This is a genomic window from Enterobacter sp., assembly GCF_977039595.1.
This window is the reverse complement of sequence record NZ_CDRQYH010000064.1, coordinates 1-19803: the sequence shown is the minus strand read 5'-3', so window position 1 is coordinate 19803 and position 19803 is coordinate 1. Positions and strand designations below refer to the sequence as shown.

The following is a 19803-nucleotide window of genomic DNA, read 5'->3' as shown; positions in this document are numbered from 1 at the left end:
TCCGGTCGTTCTGTAATCACCGTAGGTCCATACCTGCGTCTGCATCAGTGCGGTCTGCCGAAGAAAATGGCACTGGAGCTGTTCAAACCGTTCATCTACGGCAAGCTGGAACTGCGAGGACTCGCCACCACCATCAAAGCCGCTAAGAAAATGGTTGAGCGTGAAGAAGCTGTCGTTTGGGATATCCTGGACGAAGTTATCCGCGAACACCCGGTACTGCTGAACCGTGCACCAACTCTGCACCGTTTGGGTATCCAGGCATTTGAGCCAGTCCTGATCGAAGGTAAAGCTATCCAGCTGCACCCGCTGGTTTGTGCGGCCTATAACGCCGACTTCGATGGTGACCAGATGGCTGTTCACGTACCGCTGACGCTGGAAGCCCAGCTCGAAGCGCGTGCGCTGATGATGTCTACTAACAACATCCTGTCCCCAGCGAACGGTGAACCAATTATCGTTCCTTCTCAGGACGTTGTATTGGGTCTGTACTACATGACCCGTGACTGTGTTAACGCCAAAGGCGAAGGCATGGTGCTGACTGGCCCGAAAGAAGCTGAGCGTATTTATCGCGCTGGCCTGGCCTCTCTGCATGCGCGCGTTAAAGTGCGTATCACCGAATACGAAAAAGATGAAAACGGCGAATTCGTTGCGAAAACCAGCCTGAAAGACACGACCGTTGGCCGTGCCATTCTGTGGATGATCGTACCGAAAGGTCTGCCTTTCTCCATCGTCAACCAGGCGCTGGGCAAGAAAGCGATCTCCAAAATGCTGAACACCTGTTACCGCATTCTGGGTCTGAAGCCGACCGTGATCTTCGCTGACCAGACAATGTATACCGGCTTTGCTTATGCAGCGCGTTCAGGTGCATCTGTTGGTATTGATGACATGGTCATCCCAGAGAAGAAACACGAGATCATCTCTGAAGCGGAAGCCGAAGTTGCTGAGATCCAGGAGCAGTTCCAGTCTGGTCTGGTTACCGCGGGCGAACGCTATAACAAAGTTATCGATATCTGGGCAGCGGCGAACGATCGTGTATCCAAAGCGATGATGGATAACCTGCAGACCGAAACCGTGATTAACCGTGACGGCGTAGAAGAGCAGCAGGTTTCCTTCAACAGCATCTACATGATGGCCGACTCCGGTGCGCGTGGTTCGGCAGCACAGATTCGTCAGCTGGCAGGTATGCGTGGTCTGATGGCGAAGCCAGATGGCTCCATCATCGAAACGCCAATCACCGCGAACTTCCGTGAAGGTCTGAACGTACTCCAGTACTTCATCTCCACGCACGGTGCTCGTAAGGGTCTGGCGGATACCGCACTGAAAACTGCGAACTCCGGTTATCTGACGCGTCGTCTGGTTGACGTTGCCCAGGATCTGGTTGTGACCGAAGACGATTGTGGCACCCTCGAAGGTATCACCATGACCCCGGTTATCGAGGGTGGTGATGTTAAAGAGCCACTGCGCGATCGCGTTCTGGGTCGTGTAACCGCGGAAGACATTCTGAAGCCGGGCACTGCAGACATTCTGGTTCCACGCAACACGCTGCTGCACGAGCACTGGTGTGACCTGCTGGAAGCGAACTCTGTTGACTCCGTGAAAGTACGTTCCGTTGTATCCTGTGACACCGATTTTGGTGTATGTGCGCACTGCTATGGTCGTGACCTGGCGCGTGGCCACCTCATCAACAAAGGTGAGGCTATCGGCGTTATCGCGGCACAGTCCATCGGTGAGCCGGGTACACAGCTGACGATGCGTACGTTCCACATCGGTGGTGCGGCATCTCGTGCGGCTGCTGAATCCAGCATCCAGGTGAAAAACAAAGGTAGCATCAAGCTCAGCAACGCGAAGTCTGTTGTTAACTCTGCTGGCAAGCTGGTTGTGACCTCTCGTAACACCGAGCTGAAGCTGATCGACGAATTCGGTCGTACCAAAGAGAGCTATAAAGTGCCTTACGGTGCGGTTATGGCGAAAGGTGATGGCGAGCAGGTTGCCGGCGGTGAAACCGTTGCAAACTGGGATCCACACACCATGCCGGTTATCACCGAAGTAAGTGGTTTCATCCGCTTCACTGACATGATCGACGGCCAGACCATTACTCGTCAGACGGACGAGCTGACCGGTCTGTCTTCTCTGGTGGTTCTGGATTCTGCTGAACGTACTACCGGTGGTAAAGATCTGCGTCCTGCACTGAAAATCGTTGATGCTCAGGGTAACGACGTTCTGATCCCGGGTACCGACATGCCTGCGCAGTACTTCCTGCCGGGTAAAGCGATAGTTCAGCTGGAAGATGGCATTCAGATCGGTGCGGGTGATGCTCTGGCGCGTATTCCACAGGAATCAAGCGGTACCAAGGACATCACCGGTGGTCTGCCACGCGTTGCGGACCTGTTCGAAGCACGTCGTCCGAAAGAGCCTGCAATCCTGGCTGAAATCAGCGGTATCATCTCCTTCGGTAAAGAGACCAAAGGGAAGCGCCGTCTGGTTATCACTCCAGTAGATGGCAGCGAACCGTACGAAGAGATGATTCCTAAGTGGCGTCAGCTCAACGTGTTCGAAGGTGAACGTGTAGAACGTGGTGACGTGGTTTCCGATGGTCCAGAAGCTCCGCATGACATTCTGCGTCTTCGTGGCGTACACGCAGTAACGCGTTACATCACCAACGAAGTACAGGACGTTTACCGTCTGCAGGGCGTTAAGATTAACGATAAGCACATCGAAGTTATCGTTCGTCAGATGCTGCGTAAAGCAACTATCGAAAACGCAGGCAGCTCCGAGTTCCTGGAAGGCGAGCAGGTTGAATACTCACGCGTCAAGATCGCTAACCGCGAACTGGAAGCGAACGGCAAAATCGGTGCGACCTTCTCGCGCGATCTGCTGGGTATCACCAAAGCGTCTCTGGCAACCGAGTCCTTCATCTCTGCAGCATCGTTCCAGGAAACGACTCGTGTCCTGACCGAAGCCGCTGTTGCAGGTAAACGTGATGAACTGCGCGGTCTGAAAGAGAACGTCATCGTGGGTCGTCTGATCCCGGCTGGTACCGGTTATGCGTACCATCAGGATCGTATGCGTCGTCGTGCTGCAGGCGAACTGCCAGCTGCACCGCAGGTGACTGCTGAAGATGCATCCGCGAGCCTGGCAGAACTGCTGAACGCAGGTCTGGGCGGTTCCGACAACGAGTAATCGTTGATGCCGTAAATAAAAAACCCGCCTCGGCGGGTTTTTTTACATCTGCATGTATTCAATTCACCAATGGGATCCGACGATAAAGCTCAATCATATCGCCCGCCAGATCCTGAATGACCATGGCGTTCATCAGGTGATCCTGCGAGTGGACGGTGATCAGGTTAACCGGAAGCTTCCCGGTCCCCTCATCAAGACCGATAAGCTGCGTCTGTATAGTGTGCGCATGCTTCACAAATTCACGCGACTCTTCCATCGCTTTTTCAGCTTCGTCAAAATCACCTTTACGCGCCATCTGTAACGCCGTCAGGGCTGCACTGCGCGCCGCGCCCGCGTTGACCAGCAGTTCCATAATCGTGGTTTCTAAGTCTTCCATTATGACTCCAGAAGTTTGAGCGCTTTTTCCAGTACGGCATCACCTTTCATCATGCCGTAATCCATCATGTCGATCACCGCGACCTTTTTACCCAACGGGTCGGCCTGCGCCTGGAGTTTAGCCTGCTCGTATTTAACCTGTGGCCCCAGCAATACGATGTCGGCCGTCGCGATGTTGTCTTTAAACTCCGCAACCGGAACGGCTTTAATGGTGACTTCAACTCCTTTTTTCTGCGCGGCGTCTTTCATACGTTGAACCAGCATGCTGGTTGACATTCCCGCTGCACAGCATAAAACGATGTTCTTCATAATCAGCCTCGATCTACATGTGTTTATTGATAATTATCCCGTGCAGACCGCTTCAACAACCGCTTTACCGCGATTGTGTGTCAGGCATCACAAAGAAACCGGTGATTTTCTGAAACCGGTTACAATTTTGCATTGTCAGGCACCCGGCCCGTGGAAACGGGCAGGGTGAAAGAGGCAGGATTAGCTGATGGACGTTCGGTTAATGCGGTTTTTGCCCTGCTGTTTGGCGCTGTAGAGGGCGTTATCAACGCTCCCGACAAATTGCTCCAGCGGTTCAAAATGCCACTCTCCAAGACCGCCGCTGAACGTAACCCGCAGGTTTTCTTCCCGCCAGACGCGCTTTTCAACGGCGGTACGCCACGCTTCCAGCAACGAGAGCGCGGAAGACATCTGCTCAGCCTGGAAGATTACCGCGAACTCTTCTCCACCATAACGGTAAATTGAGACGTGATGTGGCTGCATGATCTGAATCCCTTCGCGAGCCACGTTACGCAGAACAATATCACCGGTCAGGTGACCCAGCGTGTCGTTAATTGACTTGAAGTTATCAATGTCTACCAGCGCCATCGCGAAAGGCTGCTGGGCATTCAGCAGCTCCGCGACATCGCTGTCGAACGCGCGGCGGTTTTTGCAGCCCGTCAGCGCATCGTGAGTGGCCTGGCGAACATACGCCATTTCACGCTCTTTGTTGGACTGAATCGTGTGGCTCAGCATCGCTTCCAGGCGCGGCGCCTCGCTAACATCGCCAGTCTTGATGGCATTGATAATGTGCATCAGCACTGAACGCGAGGCGTGGCGGAGGTATAAGCCGAAGAGGATGATGATGATGGCGGCCAGCGCAAACCCCCAGCCAACGATAGTTGTTTCGTGACGGGTAATATCGGTGAGCGTCTCGCCAGAGACCCGGTAGATGACAAACCAGTCCGGGTTGGTAAATGAGTAGTAGTAATACCAGGCGTTGCTTTTCTTGTCGTAAAGATGACCTTCGCCGCTGGTCATTTTGTCCATCAGCGCTTCGCTCACGTACTGTTTGAACAGCGCGCCGGTATCCGGATGCAGCACCACGGCACCATCGCGTTCGACGACGAAGAATTCCCCCTGAACGGGCGCCACCATCTGGCGCAGGGTGAAGCCCATAGACGTCAAATCGAGATGGAAAGCGAGCGTTCCCTTCAGTCTCCCTTCAGGCGAAATCAAAGGCTTATAGAGTGTTACCGTCGGATGGCCAGTGAAGTAGTCCATGTAGGGACGGGTATAGTGACTGAAGATACTGGCTTCCGCCTGAGCGACGAACCACGGGCGTGTCCGGGGATCGAAGGTTTTACTCGTCTCCGTGGGGAGCACCTCTGGTGCGCGAAGATAATGCCCCTGCGTGTCCGCCAGCGAGATGGAGGAGACGGTCGGCATCAGGTTCTGCAAATGCATCATCATCTGCAGCCCTTGCGTCGGGTTGACGTTGAGCGTCTCGTTTAGCCTGTCGTCGCGGGCAAAGTACATCGCGGAACGGCCCAGGATATAGTCGTTTTCACGCAGGATAGATTCGGTGTAGTTCACCGCCAGGTTATGCGTGAAGTTGCTATTGATCTTATGATAATCCTCAAGAAAATCCTTTCGTTGCGAAAGCGTTACCGCGATCGCGATCACCGCAAAACTGCAGAGGATCCCCGCAAAGCTGAGCATGATTGGCCGTGTAAAAGAGAGCTTTTTGCTGTGAAGTGCCATGAGCTGTACATCGTTCCTGATGGTGAATATTTTTCGTCTGCCGATATCCTCTCAGCATAGTCGCTGTCCTGCGGTTAGCGGTGAATTATACGGCGCACGATTTCTGACGAGATGATTTATCTTAAGAATCATTAAGAAAATACTTATTCATTTGCCGGGGGCAGTTTGTGAAATGAATCAGAAGCAGGGCGAAACGAGGAAGACGCTTTTCGCCCCGGTCAGCATCCGTTGCTGACCTTGCGACAATAAAAAACCGGACGATCGATGACAATCATCCGGTTTTGCCTTTTCGTAGCGTCTCGACAAATTTCTATGATGTTGCTGTGCGTTTCAACGTCATTGCGAGGCCCTTCCCAGCCAGCTGTCCCAGTCTTTCCAGACAGGCTGAAGGCCCTGCGCCGTCAGGGCTGCGGCGACCGCTTCCGGACGTCGCCCGTCATGCGGCACAAACTGCTCCAGCTCCGGACGATCGTCGGCGTAGCCGCCAGGCTGCGTTTTGGAAAACGCGCTGACGTTGTTAATCGCAAGCGGGATAACGCGATCGCGAAACGCCGGGGACTCACGCGTTGAGAGCGATAATTCAACTTCCGGGGCGAGCAGGCGAAACGCGCAGATCGTCTGCACCAGCTGGCGTTCATCCATTAGCGAAGCCGGTTCGATCCCTCCCGCACAGGGGCGCAGGCGCGGGAAGGAGATGGAATAACGGCTCTGCCAGTAGTGCTGCTGGAGCCACAGCAAATGTTCCGCCACCATATAACAATCCACCCGCCAGCTGTCGGAGAGCCCGATCAGCGCACCCAGACCGATTTTGTCGATACCCGCGCGGCCGAGCCTGTCCGGCGTTTCCAGCCGGAAAAAGAAATCCTGTTTCTTACCCTTCAGGTGGTGCCGGGCGTACGTCGCCTCATGATAGGTTTCCTGGTAGACCATGACCCCGTCCAGCCCGAGGTTTTTGAGCTCTGCGTACTCCTCCTGCGACAGGGGCTGCACTTCCATCTGCAACGACGAAAACTGACGACGAATGGCGGGAAGGTGCTGACGGAAATAGTCCATTCCCACTTTTCCCTGATGTTCGCCCGTGACCAGCAGAAGATGTTCAAAGCCCATTTCACGAATGGCCGCACACTCCCGGGAAATCTCATCTTCATCGAGCGTTTTACGCTTGATGCGGTTGCTCATGGAAAAACCGCAGTAGGTGCAGTCATTGGCGCACAGGTTGGAGAGATAGAGCGGCACGTAGAAGCTCACCGTGTTGCCAAAACGCTGGCGGGTGAGCCGCTGTGCTCGCTGGGCCATCGGTTCGAGGTACGCGCTCGCCGCGGGGGAGAGCAGGGCCATCAGATCCTCGCGGGTCAGATGGCGGGCATGCAGCGCGCGCTCCACGTCAGCCGCCGTTTTGCTGTTGATGCGCAGGGCAATGTCGTCCCAGTTAAGCTGCCGCCAGCGCTCGGTAAACGTGCTCATGAGATCGCCTCCAGAAAACCGGTCAGCGGGCTGGTGGCCTGCGCCTGGAAACTGCGCGAACCGGGGCCGGCTCCCCTTGCCAGCAGGCCAGCCTGTACGGCCATGCGGAATGCACGCGCCATCATGACCGGGTCGTCGGCAACCGCGATGGCCGTATTCACCAGTACCGCGTCAGCGCCCATCTCCAGCGCTTGCGCGGCATGGCTGGGCACGCCAATGCCCGCATCAACGACCACCGGCACGGTGGCCTGCTCGATGATGATCTCCAGCATCGCGCGGGTTTCCAGCCCCTGGTTGGAGCCAATGGGGGCCCCCAGCGGCATAACGGCAGCGCAGCCGACCTCTTCGAGACGTTTGCACAGAACAGGGTCAGCGCCGCAGTAGGGCAGGACGGTAAACCCTTGCTGCACCAGCTTTTCAGCCGCTTTCAGCGTTTCAATCGGGTCGGGCAGCAGCCAGCGGGCATCCGGATGGATTTCCAGCTTTAGCCAGCGGGTGCCGAGCGCCTCGCGGGCCAGCTGCGCGGCAAAAATCGCCTCTTCGGCCGTTTTGGCGCCGGAGGTGTTGGGCAACAGCGTGACGCCTGCTTCCAGCAACGGAGCCAGAATGGCATCGCTGTGGTGGCGCAGATCCACGCGCTTGAGCGCCAGCGTCACCAGCTGGCTGCCGCTTTCGCGAATGGCATCCACCATCAGCTGCGGCGAGGCGAATTTTCCGGTTCCGGTAAACAGATGCGAATCAAAAACCTTATCGGCAATACGTAACATCTCAGCCCCCTGCGATAACCTGAAACAGCAGGATCTGGTCGCCTTCATTGACCTGCTGATGTTCCCACTGCTCGCGCGGCAGGATCTGTTGATTGAGCGCCAACGCCGTTCCCGGCTTGAGCTGACGCAGCTTGTCGAGCAGTGCGGCAACGGTAAGCCCGTCGTCGCATCTCATCGGCTCATCGTTAAACAGAATGCGCATCGCGGTCTCCACATACCGGGCAGCGGCTGGCGCGGCGTAACGCCAGCTGGCGCCAGCCGGCTGAGCGGGCATCAAACAGCCGCAGCGTATTGCGTTCCGTCTCCATGCCGCTGAGCAGCTTGATGGCTTCCAGCGCCTGCATGGTGCCCATTACGCCGACCACCGGACCAAGAATGCCCGCCGTCCGGCAGTTGCGCGTCGGCTCGGCATCGTCCGGCCACAGGCAGCGATAGCAGCCCTGCGTCCACGGTGGCGTCAGAACCATCATCTGCCCGCCGAACCCCACCGCGCTGGCGGTGATAAGCGGCGTATGATTTGCCACGCACGCGGCGTTAATCGCCTGGCGCGTCGCCATGTTGTCGGTACAGTCCAGCACCACGTCGGCAAGGGCGACTTCACGGTGCAGGCTTTCACCGCTAAGACGCTCCTGTAAGGCAATCAGCTCGATATCCGGGTTTAGCTGGTTCAGCCGCTGCCGGGTGATTTTTGCTTTCGGCTGGCTGATATCCTCGGTGGTAAAGAGGATTTGTCGCTGCAGGTTGCTGAGGTGGACCTCATCGTCGTCCGCCAGCACCAGCGTGCCGATGCCCGCACCTGCCAGATAAAGCGCGGCGGGCGCGCCTAATCCGCCCAGACCGACAATCAGCACCCGGCTGGCGAGCAGCTTTTGCTGCCCGTCGATGGCGATATCCTCCAGCAGGATCTGACGGCTGTAGCGCATAAAGTCACGATCGTTCATCGCCAGCTCCTGCCAGCTGTAACAGCTGTTCGGTGGCGGACTGCCAGTCTGCAGCCTGGGTGATGGCGCTGACGACGGCGATGCTGCCGACGCCGGTCTCCAGCACCGCCGGGACGCGTTCAAGGCTGATTCCGCCGATGGCGACGGTGGGGTAATCGGCAAGGCGTTTAAGATGACTCGCCAGCTGCGTCAGACCCTGCGGTGCGGAGGGCATCTGCTTGGTTTGCGTCGGGAAGACGTGGCCCAGCGCGATGTAAGAGGGACGGGCCGCCAGGGCCACGTCGATCTCCATGTCATCGTGCGTTGACACGCCAAGACGCAGCCCGGCTTCACGGATAGCGCTTAGATCCGTTGTTTCGAGGTCTTCCTGACCCAGATGCACGCCGTACGCCTGGTGCTTAACGGCCAGTCGCCAGTAATCGTTGATAAACAGGCGGGCGTTATACCGACGCCCCAGCGCGATGGCGGCAACCACATCGGCTTCCACCTCGTCATCGCGCTTATCCTTGATGCGCAGCTGGAGGGTGCGAACGCCTGCCTCCAGCAGTCGCTCTATCCACGCCACGCTGTCCACCACCGGATAGAGCCCTAAACGGTAGGGGACGGGTGGGAAATCGGGCTGGTACATTACGCCTCCTCTTTTTTGAGGTAGATTTCGCCGCCTTTGGCGCGGAAGGTTTCAGACATGTCCGCCATGCCCACTTCAATGGTTTGCGCTGCGGCGTAGTCACGCACTTCCTGGCTGATTTTCATCGAGCAGAATTTTGGCCCGCACATAGAGCAGAAGTGCGCGACTTTGCCTGATTCCTGCGGCAGGGTCTCGTCGTGATAGGCGCGGGCGGTGAACGGATCCAGCGCCAGGTTGAACTGGTCTTCCCAGCGGAATTCAAAGCGCGCCTTCGACATGGCGTTATCGCGGATTTGCGCGCCCGGATGGCCCTTGGCCAGATCCGCCGCGTGGGCGGCAATTTTGTAGGTAATCAGCCCCTGCTTCACGTCCTCTTTATTTGGCAGGCCGAGGTGCTCTTTCGGCGTCACGTAGCAGAGCATGGCGCAGCCGAACCAGCCGATCATCGCCGCGCCAATGCCTGAGGTGAAGTGGTCATAGCCCGGTGCAATATCGGTGGTCAATGGCCCCAGGGTATAGAACGGCGCTTCGTGGCAGTGCTCCAGCTCCTCGGTCATGTTGCGGCGGATCATCTGCATCGGCACGTGTCCCGGACCTTCAATCATCACCTGCACGTCATACTCCCAGGCGATTTTGGTCAGTTCGCCCAGCGTGTGCAGCTCGGCAAACTGCGCTTCGTCGTTCGCGTCGCGAATAGAGCCCGGACGCAGGCCGTCGCCCAGCGACAGAGAGACATCGTACGCGGCGCAGATTTCGCAAATTTCGCGGAAGTGCTCGTAGAGGAAGTTTTCCTGGTGATGGGACAGGCACCACTTCGCCATGATGGAACCGCCGCGCGAGACGATGCCGGTCAGACGCTTCGCGGTCATCGGCACGTAGCGCAGCAGCACGCCCGCGTGAATGGTGAAGTAGTCCACGCCCTGCTCGGCCTGCTCCAGCAGGGTGTCGCGGAACGCTTCCCAGGTGAGGTCTTCGGCAATGCCGTTGACCTTCTCCAGCGCCTGATAAATCGGGACGGTGCCAATCGGTACCGGGCTGTTACGCAGGATCCATTCGCGGGTTTCATGGATATAGCGGCCGGTGGAGAGATCCATTACCGTGTCCGCACCCCAGCGCGTGGACCAGACCAGCTTTTCCACCTCTTCTTCGATGGAGGAGGTGACGGCCGAGTTACCGATGTTAGCGTTGACCTTCACCAGGAAGTTGCGGCCGATAATCATCGGCTCGGATTCCGGGTGGTTAATGTTGGCGGGGATAATCGCGCGGCCGGCGGCCACTTCGTCACGTACAAATTCCGGCGTGATGTTCTCCGGCAGACGCGCGCCAAAGCCTTCACCAGGATGCTGATAGCGCAGCACTTCACTGCGGATACGCTCGCGACCCATGTTTTCACGGATGGCGATGAACTCCATCTCCGGCGTGACGATACCCTGGCGGGCGTAGTGCAGCTGGGTCACGCATTTACCTGCTTTAGCACGTTTTGGCGTCAGCAGGCCGGTAAAGCGCAACTCGTCCAGGCCGTCGTCGGCCAGGCGCTCTTTGGTGTACGCAGAGCTGAGCACGCTCAGCTCTTCGCAGTCGTTACGCGCGTCAATCCACGGCTGGCGCAGCTTTGCCAGCCCCTGCTGGACGTTGATGGCAACATCAGGATCGCCGTATGGGCCGGAGGTGTCATACACCGGCACGGCTTCGTTGTCTTCATACTGTGGATTCTCTTTGCTGCCGCCGATAAGCGTCGGGCTGAGCTGGATTTCGCGCATCGGAACGCGGATATCGTCCTGCGAGCCGGAAATGTAGATGCGTTTCGAGTTGGGGAAAGCGGTGCCTTCCAGCGTGTCGATGAAGTGTTGGGCCTGTGCGCGCTGTTCGCGGCGGGTCAGTTTTACAGTAGACATAGCTCATTCCAAAAGTGAAGGACATGGCTTGTCAGACGACGGATGAAGCAAGAGAGGATCGCCCGGGGGGCGATACAACAGCAGTGTGACTCTTGTTCCCTTCGCAGGTATTAGCCTGATCAGGTTCCGCGGATCCCGAATTAACGGTCTCAGCCCGGCTTTCGCTCTGGGCACTCCGACAAGAAAAATCCCCCTCGTGAGAGGGGCGAATGGTTGTAAATTACTCGTTAACGATTAAGAACTCAAGCAGGGCGCGCGACGTTCTCTTCGTTACTGATGTTCAAATCATTGTCCAGGGCGAGAGAGATCAGCTTATCTTCCAGCGTGAATCGCTCCTCAAGCGCTTCGCCGAGGTCGGATAGCGCTTTCTGGAACTCAAGATAGTTATCGTGATCGATGGCATTCTCGAGCGTGGAATCATAGTAATCCATGATCTGCTGGGTATTGGCTTCCAGCAGCGGATAGAGCTTGCTGGCCGCTAAATACGGCGTTGTCCCTTCCATTTCGCGGATAATGCGTTCATAAATATTGAAATGGCCGTCGGACAGATAGTCGACCAGGCCCTGACAAAAATCATCCAGCGCTTTTTCGTTCAATCGCATAAACGATTCTTTGCCAGGCTTAATGCCGACCAGATTGTAATAAGCCACGAGTAGATGCTTGCGCACATGCAGCCAGCGATCCACCAGTTTGTTACTTCCTCTAACGCGCTCAGTCAGGCTTTCTAGCTGGTTTAACATGGTCGACTCCGCAAAGTGTAGGATTGAATCTGCTCATCCAGAATGTAACCACAATGCTAACAACATGTCAGTGAAGCGAAGGTAGTGCAATAGATATGGATCGTATTATTGAAAAATCAGATCTGGGTTGGTGGATCGTCAGCCACGAACAAAAATTATGGTTGCCCGGTGGAGAACTGCCCTACGGTGCGGCGGAAACGTTCGATCTCGTGGGCCAGCCTGCGCTAGAGATCGGCGAGTGGCAGGGTGAGCCCGTGTGGTTGATCCAGCAAGCGCGCCGTCAGGATATGGGATCCGTTCGCCAGGTGTTGGATCTGGACGTGGGCCTGTTCCAGCTGGCGGGGCGCGGCGTGCAGCTGGCGGAGTTTTATCGCTCGCACAAATACTGCGGCTACTGCGGTCATACCATGCGTCCGAGCAAAACCGAGTGGGCGATGCTCTGCAGCCACTGCCGCGAGCGCTACTATCCGCAAATTGCGCCGTGCATTATCGTCGCTATCCGCCGGGATGATTCCATTCTGCTGGCGCAGCATACCCGTCATCGCAACGGCGTACACACCGTGCTGGCCGGCTTCGTCGAGGTGGGCGAAACGCTGGAGCAGGCGGTGGCGCGCGAGGTAATGGAGGAGAGCGGCATCAAAGTGAAGAACCTGCGCTATGTCACCTCCCAGCCGTGGCCGTTCCCGCAGTCGCTGATGACGGCCTTTATGGCCGAATATGACAGCGGCGAGATCGTTATCGATCGGAAAGAGCTGCTGGATGCGAACTGGTATCGCTACGACGATTTACCGCTGTTACCACCGCCGGGTACCGTGGCGCGTCGGCTGATAGAAGATACCGTGGTGATGTGTCGGGCCGAGTATGAGTAGTGTTACACTGAGGCCATGACGCTTAAGGAACTGCAAAAATGACCGAACTGAAGAACGATCGTTATCTGCGTGCGCTGCTGCGCCAGCCCGTTGATGTCACCCCGGTGTGGATGATGCGCCAGGCGGGACGCTATCTGCCAGAGTACAAAGCCACGCGCGCGCAGGCGGGCGATTTTATGTCGCTTTGCAAAAACGCCGAGCTGGCCTGTGAAGTGACGCTCCAGCCGCTGCGCCGCTTCCCGCTGGATGCGGCGATCCTCTTCTCGGATATTCTGACCATTCCGGATGCGATGGGCCTTGGCCTGTACTTCGAAACCGGTGAAGGTCCGCGTTTCACCTCTCCGATCAAAAGCAAAGCCGACGTGGACAAGCTGCCGATTCCCGATCCGGAAGGCGAGCTGGGCTACGTGATGAACGCCGTGCGCACCATTCGCCGCGAGCTGAAAGGGGAAGTGCCGCTGATTGGCTTCTCAGGCAGCCCGTGGACGCTGGCGACCTATATGGTGGAAGGGGGCAGCAGCAAAGCCTTCACCATGATTAAAAAGATGATGTACGCCGAGCCGCTGGCCCTGCATGCGCTGCTCGACAAGCTGGCGAAGAGCGTTACGCTCTATCTGAACGCGCAGATTAAGGCGGGCGCGCAGTCGGTGATGATTTTCGATACCTGGGGCGGCGTGCTGACCGGGCGCGATTATCAGCAGTTCTCCCTGTATTACATGCATAAAATCGTCGACGGCCTGCTGCGTGAAAACGAAGGTCGCCGCGTGCCGGTGACGCTGTTCACCAAAGGTGGCGGCCAGTGGCTGGAAGCGATGGCGGCAACCGGCTGCGACGCGCTGGGTCTCGACTGGACCACCGATATCGCCGATGCGCGTCGTCGCGTGGGCGACAAAGTAGCGCTGCAGGGCAATATGGACCCGTCCATGCTCTATGCGCCGCCAGCCCGCATTGAAGAAGAAGTGTCGACTATACTGTCTGGTTTCGGCCAGGGGGAAGGCCACGTCTTTAACCTCGGCCACGGCATTCATCAGGATGTGCCGCCAGAACACGCAGGCGTATTTGTGGAGGCGGTGCATCGGCTTTCTGCCCAGTATCACAAGTAAGGAGTCGTTATGGATCTCGCGTCGCTACGCGCTCAACAAATCGAACTGGCCTCATCGGTGATCCGCGAGGATTGTCTGGATAAGGACCCTCCGCAGTACATTGGCGGAGCAGACGTCGGATTCGAGCAGGGTGGGGACGTGACGCGAGCGGCGATGGTGGTACTGAAATACCCTTCGCTTGAGCTGGTGGAGTACAAGGTCGCGCGTATCGCGACCACCATGCCGTATATTCCGGGCTTTCTCTCCTTCCGCGAATATCCCGCGCTGCTGGCAGCGTGGGAGCAGCTCTCGCAAAAACCTGACCTGCTGTTTGTCGATGGGCACGGGATCTCACATCCGCGTCGTTTAGGCGTTGCCAGTCATTTTGGGCTGCTGGTGGATGTGCCGACCATTGGCGTCGCCAAGAAACGCCTGTGCGGCGCGTTTGAACCTCTTGCATCCGAGCCGGGTGCGCTGGCGCCGCTCATCCATAAAGGCGAGCAGCTGGCGTGGGTCTGGCGCAGCAAGGCACGCTGTAACCCGCTCTTTATCGCTACCGGGCACCGTGTGAGCATGGACAGCGCCCTCGCGTGGGTGCAGCGCTGCATGAAGGGCTACCGCTTGCCGGAGCCGACGCGCTGGGCAGACGCAGTGGCGTCTTCACGTCCGGCTTTTGTTCGTTGGCAGGAAATTCAGCGATGATTCAGGTAAACTGCGCCTAATTTTCGATTCGAGAGATCATCATGCTACAAAACCCGATTCACCTGCGCCTTGAAAAGCTGGAAAGCTGGCAGCACGTCACCTTTATGGCTTGCCTGTGCGAGCGCATGTATCCCAACTATGCCGCGTTCTGCAAGCAGACCGGCTTTGGTGATGGCCATATCTACCGTCGCATTCTGGATCTGATCTGGGAAACGCTGACGGTGAAAGACGCGAAGGTGAATTTCGACTCTCAGCTCGAAAAGCTGGAAGAGGCGATTCCGGTGGCGGATGATTTTGATCTGTACGGTGTCTACCCGGCGATTGATGCCTGCGTGGCGTTAAGCGAACTGCTTCACTCCCGTCTGAGCGGTGAAACGCTGGAGCACGCTATTGAAGTCAGTAAGGCATCTATTACGACCGTCGCGATGCTGGAAATGACCCAGGAAGGTCGGGAAATGACCGACGAAGAACTGCGTGCGAACCCGGCGGTTGAGCAAGAATGGGACATTCAGTGGGAAATTTTCCGCCTGTTAGCAGAGTGTGAAGAACGCGATATTGAGCTGATAAAAGGGCTGCGCGCGGACTTACGAGAGGCTGGCGAGAGCAATATTGGTATAATTTTTAACCAATGAGACAATAAATCTTGAGATAACGCCCGTTTTGTCGCTCCTCGACTCTTCCCTTTCGCCCCTTGTCTGGTCTACATTTGGGGGGCGAAAAAAAGTGGCTATCGGTGCGTGTATGCAGGAGAGTGCTTTTTTGGCATTTTCGTCGCACTCGATGCTTAGCAAGCGATAAACACATTGTAAGGATAACTTATGAACAAGACTCAACTGATTGATGTAATTGCGGACAAGGCTGATCTGTCTAAAGTGCAGGCTAAAGCTGCTCTGGAATCTACCCTGGCTGCTATTACTGAGTCTCTGAAAGAAGGTGATGCTGTACAACTGGTTGGTTTCGGTACCTTCAAAGTGAACCACCGCGCTGAGCGTACTGGCCGCAACCCGCAGACCGGTAAAGAAATCAAAATCGCCGCAGCTAACGTGCCGGCATTTGTTTCTGGTAAAGCACTGAAAGACGCTGTTAAGTAAGACGCGTGGCAGTGAACAGTTTTAGCGAAGGGGCGGTAACGCCCCTTTTGTCTTTCTGGCGTGGAACGCTCGCGCTGGCAGGCATGCTGCTGCTGTCAGCCTGTAGCCACGACACCTCCCTGCCGCCGTTTACCGCCAGCGGTTACGCGGACAACCAGGGCGCGGTCAGGATCTGGCGCAAAGATTCCGGCGGCGAAGTTCATCTGCTTTCTGCCTTCAGCCCGTGGCATAACGGCAATACGTCGACTGCGGAATATCGCTGGCAGGGAGATGACCTGTCGCTGATTGAACTGAACGTCTACAGCAAAACCCCCGAACATGTGAAAGTGCGTTTTGACGACCATGGCGAGCTGAGCTTTATGCAGCGCGAAGTCAGCGGTCAAAAACAGCAGCTTTCCAGCGATCAAATCGCCCTCTACCGTTATCGTGCCGAACAAATCCGCCAGACCAGCGATGCGCTTCGTCTGGGCCGCGTTGTGCTGCGCCAGGGGCGCTGGCATGCCGATGGGTCGGTGACAACCTGCGAAGGGCAGACGGTCAAGCCTGAGCTCGAATCCTGGGCAACCGAACACATTCAACGCCGTCAGCGTCATTCATCAATGGAAGTGAGTGTGGCGTGGCTTGAGGCGCCGGAAGGCTCTCAGCTGCTGCTGGTGGCGAACGAAGACTTCTGCACCTGGCAGCCGACAGAGAAGAGTTTCTGAGGTAAATTCCCTCTCCCTTGAGGGAGAGGGTTAGGATGAGGGGGAACAGACGGTTCCGTTACTCCCCCTGCTCGCGCGCAATCGCGCGATAGCCGATATCCTGACGGCTAAAGCTACCGTTCCAGTGAATATCCGCCATCAGCGCATAGGCGCGCTTCTGCGCTTCTGCCACGGTATGGCCCAGCGCGGTTGCACACAGCACGCGGCCACCGTTGGTCAGAACACGATCGTCCTCAGCCAGCTTCGTACCGGCGTGGAACACCTTCGCACCTTCAATCTCTTCCAGCGGCAGGCCGTGGATTTCATCACCGGTGCTGTAGTTGCCCGGATAACCACCCGCAGCAATCACCACGCCGAGAGACGCACGCTCGTCCCACTCGGAGGTTTTCTCGTCCAGCTTGCCATCGCAGGCTGCCAGACACAGATCCACCAGATCGGATTTCATGCGCAGCATGATTGGCTGCGTTTCCGGATCGCCAAAGCGGCAGTTGAATTCGATGACCTTAGGGTTACCCTGCTTGTCGATCATCAGACCTGCGTAAAGGAAACCGGTGTAGGTATTCCCTTCTGCCGCCATTCCCTTCACGGTCGGCCAGATGATGCGATCCATGGTGCGCTGGTGAACTTCGTCAGTCACTACCGGAGCGGGGGAGTAAGCGCCCATTCCACCGGTATTCGGGCCGGTATCGCCATTGCCCACACGCTTGTGGTCCTGGCTGGTGGCCATCGGCAGAACGTGCTCGCCGTCTACCATAACGATGAAGCTTGCTTCTTCACCGTCGAGGAACTCTTCGATCACGATGCGGTGGCCCGCATTACCGAAAGCATTGCCCGCCAGCATGTCCTGAACTGCGGCTTCGGCTTCGTCGAGCGTCATCGCGACGATCACGCCTTTACCGGCGGCCAGACCGTCGGCCTTGATAACAATCGGCGCGCCCTTCTCACGTAAGTAGGCCAGAGCAGGCTCCACTTCAGTGAAATTCTGATATTCCGCCGTCGGGATGTTATGACGCGCGAGGAAATCTTTGGTGAAGGCTTTGGAGCCTTCCAGCTGCGCGGCGCCTTCCGTTGGGCCGAAAATTTTCAGGCCCGCTGCGCGGAACGCATCCACCACGCCAATCACCAGCGGCGCTTCCGGGCCGACGATGGTCAGGTCGATTTTCTCGCTCTGGGCAAAACTCAGCAGCGCCGGAATGTCGGTCACGCCGATAGCCACGTTCTGCAGCGCGGGTTCCAGTGCGGTACCGGCGTTGCCCGGTGCCACGAAGACCGTTGTCACCAGCGGAGACTGCGCCGCTTTCCACGCCAGCGCGTGCTCGCGTCCGCCGTTACCAATCACTAATACTTTCATTTTCAGCTCCGGGAATTAATGGCGGAAGTGGCGCATGTCGGTGAAGATCATCGCGATGCCGTGTTCGTCGGCAGCGGCAATCACTTCGTCGTCGCGGATTGAACCGCCTGGCTGGATCACGCAGGTGATGCCCACAGCGGCTGCGGCGTCGATACCGTCACGGAACGGGAAGAAGGCATCAGAAGCCATGGCGGAGCCTTTGACTTCCAGACCTTCGTCACCTGCTTTAATACCCGCGATTTTCGCAGAGTAAACGCGGCTCATCTGGCCTGCGCCTATCCCGATGGTCATGTTCTCTTTCGCGTAGACGATGGCGTTGGATTTCACGAACTTTGCGACCTTCCAGCAGAACAGCGCGTCACGCAGTTCCTGTTCGGTCGGCTGGCGTTTGGTCACCACGCGCAGGTCGGCTTCTGTCACCATGCCCAGATCGCGGTCCTGAACCAGCAGGCCGCCGTTTACGCGTTTGAAGTCCAGGCCCGGCACGCGTTCTGCCCACTGGCCGCAAATCAGTACGCGCACGTTCTGTTTTGCCGCGGTGATTTTCAGCGCTTCTTCGGAGGCCGATGGCGCGATAATCACTTCGACAAACTGGCGGGAGATAATGGCCTGTGCGGTTTCAGCATCCAGCTCGCGGTTGAAGGCGATAATGCCGCCGAACGCGGAGGTCGGGTCGGTTTTGTAGGCGCGATCGTAGGCATCCAGAATAGAGGTGCTTACCGCCACGCCGCATGGGTTGGCGTGCTTGACGATAACGCAGGCCGGCTCGCTGAACTCTTTCACGCATTCCAGCGCCGCGTCGGTGTCGGCAATGTTGTTATAGGAGAGCGCTTTGCCCTGAACCTGCTGAGCGGTCGCAACAGAGGCTTCTTTTACCTCTTCTTCTATATAGAAGGCAGCCTGCTGGTGGCTGTTCTCACCGTAACGCATATCTTGTTTCTTAATGAAGTTCAGATTCAGGGTACGCGGGAAGCGGCCAGAAGGATCTTTGCTTTCACCGTGGTAAGCCGGCACCAGGCTACCGAAGTAGTTGGCGATCATGCTGTCATACGCTGCGGTGTGCTCGAAAGCTTTAATGGCGAGGTCGAAACGGGTATCCAGAGTCAGTGACCCTTCGTTGGCGTCCATCTCATTAATAATGGTGGTGTAATCGCTGCTCTTCACCACGATAGCCACATCTTTATGGTTCTTGGCTGCTGAGCGCACCATGGTTGGGCCGCCGATATCAATATTCTCTACGGCATCTTCCAGAGAACAGCCTTCGCGGGCTACGGTCTGGGCAAACGGGTAGAGGTTAACGACAACCATGTCGATTGGGGCGATGTCATGCTGTTCCATAATGGCGTCGTCCTGACCGCGACGGCCAAGAATACCGCCGTGCACTTTCGGGTGCAGAGTTTTGACGCGTCCATCCATCATTTCCGGGAAACCGGTGTAATCGGACACTTCGGTTACCGGCAGACCTTTATCTGCTAACAGGCGAGCGGTACCGCCTGTGGAAAGCAGCTCTACACCGCGTGCAGAAAGTGCCTGAGCGAATTCGACGATACCGGCTTTATCAGAAACACTGAGCAGAGCGCGGCGGACTGGGCGACGTTGTTGCATGGTAAATCCCCTGGATTTCACGATTACAGAGAGCGTTAGATGAATTTTCCTGCGAAAAACTCATCTAACACACCTGACGAGGCATCCTTGTTAAGCGCGAGCATTTTAACGAAAACGTTTGCGCAACGCTCGCACATTTTCACTTTTTCGCATCACTGTGGATAAGTCTGTGTGTAAAAGGGTATAAGGCGGGGTTTTGCTGGGGAATGCAGCAGTCAGTCATTTTTTTGCAACTTTTCGGTTGCGGTCGTTCGGGAACTCCCTATAATGCGCCTCCATCGACACGGCGGATGTGAATCACTTCACAAACAGCCCGGTCGGTTGAAGAGAAAAAATCCTGAAATAACGGGTTGACTCTGAAAGAGGAAAGCGTAATATACG

19 protein-coding genes and 1 riboswitch are annotated in these 19803 nt (G+C 56.8%); of the genes, 7 read left to right on the top strand and 12 right to left on the bottom strand.

Annotated features, from left to right (window positions below):
- The coding region (gene rpoC / locus ACWYRJ_RS16665; RefSeq protein ID WP_455508299.1) for a DNA-directed RNA polymerase subunit beta' at positions 1–3177 on the top strand (3177 nt) is incomplete at its 5' end.
- A gap of 58 nt (positions 3178–3235) precedes the next feature.
- Here rpoC and ACWYRJ_RS16660 read toward each other — a convergent pair.
- From ACWYRJ_RS16660 to rsd, 10 genes are all read right to left on the bottom strand, one after another.
- The gene (locus ACWYRJ_RS16660) at positions 3236–3553 is read right to left on the bottom strand and encodes a PTS lactose/cellobiose transporter subunit IIA (protein WP_455508298.1); all 318 of its coding nucleotides are present in this window, start codon (positions 3551–3553) and stop codon (positions 3236–3238) included.
- Positions 3553–3861: a PTS sugar transporter subunit IIB gene (locus tag ACWYRJ_RS16655; RefSeq protein WP_010425948.1), complete on the bottom strand. Its 309-nt coding sequence runs from the start codon at positions 3859–3861 to the stop codon at positions 3553–3555. The genes ACWYRJ_RS16660 and ACWYRJ_RS16655 overlap by 1 nt, the downstream gene beginning before the upstream one ends.
- A gap of 180 nt (positions 3862–4041) precedes the next feature.
- On the bottom strand, positions 4042–5583 hold the full coding sequence (locus ACWYRJ_RS16650) for a sensor domain-containing diguanylate cyclase (protein ID WP_115877033.1): 1542 nt from the start codon (positions 5581–5583) through the stop codon (positions 4042–4044).
- A 336-nt stretch (positions 5584–5919) separates the two neighbouring features.
- Positions 5920–7047, bottom strand: a complete 1128-nt coding sequence (gene thiH / locus ACWYRJ_RS16645; RefSeq protein WP_271369724.1) for a 2-iminoacetate synthase ThiH — start codon at positions 7045–7047, stop codon at positions 5920–5922.
- Positions 7044–7814 (bottom strand): thiazole synthase, encoded by a 771-nt coding sequence (gene thiG / locus ACWYRJ_RS16640; RefSeq protein ID WP_455508297.1) that lies wholly within the window; start codon positions 7812–7814, stop codon positions 7044–7046. The genes thiH and thiG overlap by 4 nt, the downstream gene beginning before the upstream one ends.
- Before the next feature lies 1 nt (position 7815).
- Complete coding sequence (thiS, locus tag ACWYRJ_RS16635; RefSeq protein WP_032644502.1) at positions 7816–8016, bottom strand: sulfur carrier protein ThiS; 201 nt, start codon at positions 8014–8016, stop codon at positions 7816–7818.
- A complete protein-coding gene (locus ACWYRJ_RS16630; protein WP_455508296.1) occupies positions 8000–8755 on the bottom strand; it encodes a HesA/MoeB/ThiF family protein in 756 nt (251 codons plus the stop codon). The genes thiS and ACWYRJ_RS16630 overlap by 17 nt, the downstream gene beginning before the upstream one ends.
- A complete protein-coding gene (thiE, locus tag ACWYRJ_RS16625) occupies positions 8742–9383 on the bottom strand; it encodes a thiamine phosphate synthase (RefSeq protein ID WP_455508295.1) in 642 nt (213 codons plus the stop codon). The genes ACWYRJ_RS16630 and thiE overlap by 14 nt, the downstream gene beginning before the upstream one ends.
- Entirely contained in the window at positions 9383–11278 is a 1896-nt protein-coding gene (gene thiC / locus ACWYRJ_RS16620; RefSeq protein ID WP_455508294.1) for a phosphomethylpyrimidine synthase ThiC, read from the bottom strand. Before thiC ends, thiE begins: the two co-directional genes overlap by 1 nt.
- A 79-nt stretch (positions 11279–11357) precedes the next feature.
- Positions 11358–11466: riboswitch (TPP riboswitch) on the bottom strand.
- 54 nt (positions 11467–11520) lie between these two features.
- Positions 11521–12018 carry a sigma D regulator gene (gene rsd, locus ACWYRJ_RS16615; RefSeq protein WP_111966112.1) on the bottom strand — a complete coding sequence of 166 codons (498 nt, stop codon included), beginning with the start codon at positions 12016–12018 and terminating at the stop codon, positions 11521–11523.
- Between the two features lie 95 nt (positions 12019–12113).
- Between rsd and nudC the strand changes: the two genes are divergently transcribed.
- From nudC to ACWYRJ_RS16585, 6 genes are all read left to right on the top strand, one after another.
- A complete protein-coding gene (gene nudC / locus ACWYRJ_RS16610) occupies positions 12114–12887 on the top strand; it encodes an NAD(+) diphosphatase (protein WP_249577056.1) in 774 nt (257 codons plus the stop codon).
- Positions 12888–12925: 38 nt separating this feature from the next.
- Positions 12926–13990: a uroporphyrinogen decarboxylase gene (hemE, locus tag ACWYRJ_RS16605; protein WP_029742041.1), complete on the top strand. Its 1065-nt coding sequence runs from the start codon at positions 12926–12928 to the stop codon at positions 13988–13990.
- A 9-nt stretch (positions 13991–13999) separates the two neighbouring features.
- A complete protein-coding gene (gene nfi / locus ACWYRJ_RS16600; protein WP_455508293.1) occupies positions 14000–14671 on the top strand; it encodes a deoxyribonuclease V in 672 nt (223 codons plus the stop codon).
- Between the two features lie 41 nt (positions 14672–14712).
- Positions 14713–15303, top strand: a complete 591-nt coding sequence (locus ACWYRJ_RS16595) for a YjaG family protein (RefSeq protein ID WP_008503468.1) — start codon at positions 14713–14715, stop codon at positions 15301–15303.
- A 186-nt stretch (positions 15304–15489) separates the two neighbouring features.
- Positions 15490–15762, top strand: a complete 273-nt coding sequence (gene hupA / locus ACWYRJ_RS16590) for a nucleoid-associated protein HU-alpha (RefSeq protein WP_002445246.1) — start codon at positions 15490–15492, stop codon at positions 15760–15762.
- 11 nt (positions 15763–15773) lie between these two features.
- Positions 15774–16466: a DUF1481 domain-containing protein gene (locus ACWYRJ_RS16585; protein WP_455508300.1), complete on the top strand. Its 693-nt coding sequence runs from the start codon at positions 15774–15776 to the stop codon at positions 16464–16466.
- A 58-nt stretch (positions 16467–16524) separates the two neighbouring features.
- On the opposite strand, the gene purD is transcribed toward ACWYRJ_RS16585, so the two are convergent.
- Together purD and purH are read right to left on the bottom strand one after the other, a co-directional pair.
- A complete protein-coding gene (gene purD, locus ACWYRJ_RS16580; RefSeq protein ID WP_455508292.1) occupies positions 16525–17817 on the bottom strand; it encodes a phosphoribosylamine--glycine ligase in 1293 nt (430 codons plus the stop codon).
- A gap of 15 nt (positions 17818–17832) precedes the next feature.
- A complete protein-coding gene (gene purH, locus ACWYRJ_RS16575) occupies positions 17833–19422 on the bottom strand; it encodes a bifunctional phosphoribosylaminoimidazolecarboxamide formyltransferase/IMP cyclohydrolase (RefSeq protein ID WP_455508291.1) in 1590 nt (529 codons plus the stop codon).
- Between the last annotated feature and the right edge of the window lie 381 nt (positions 19423–19803).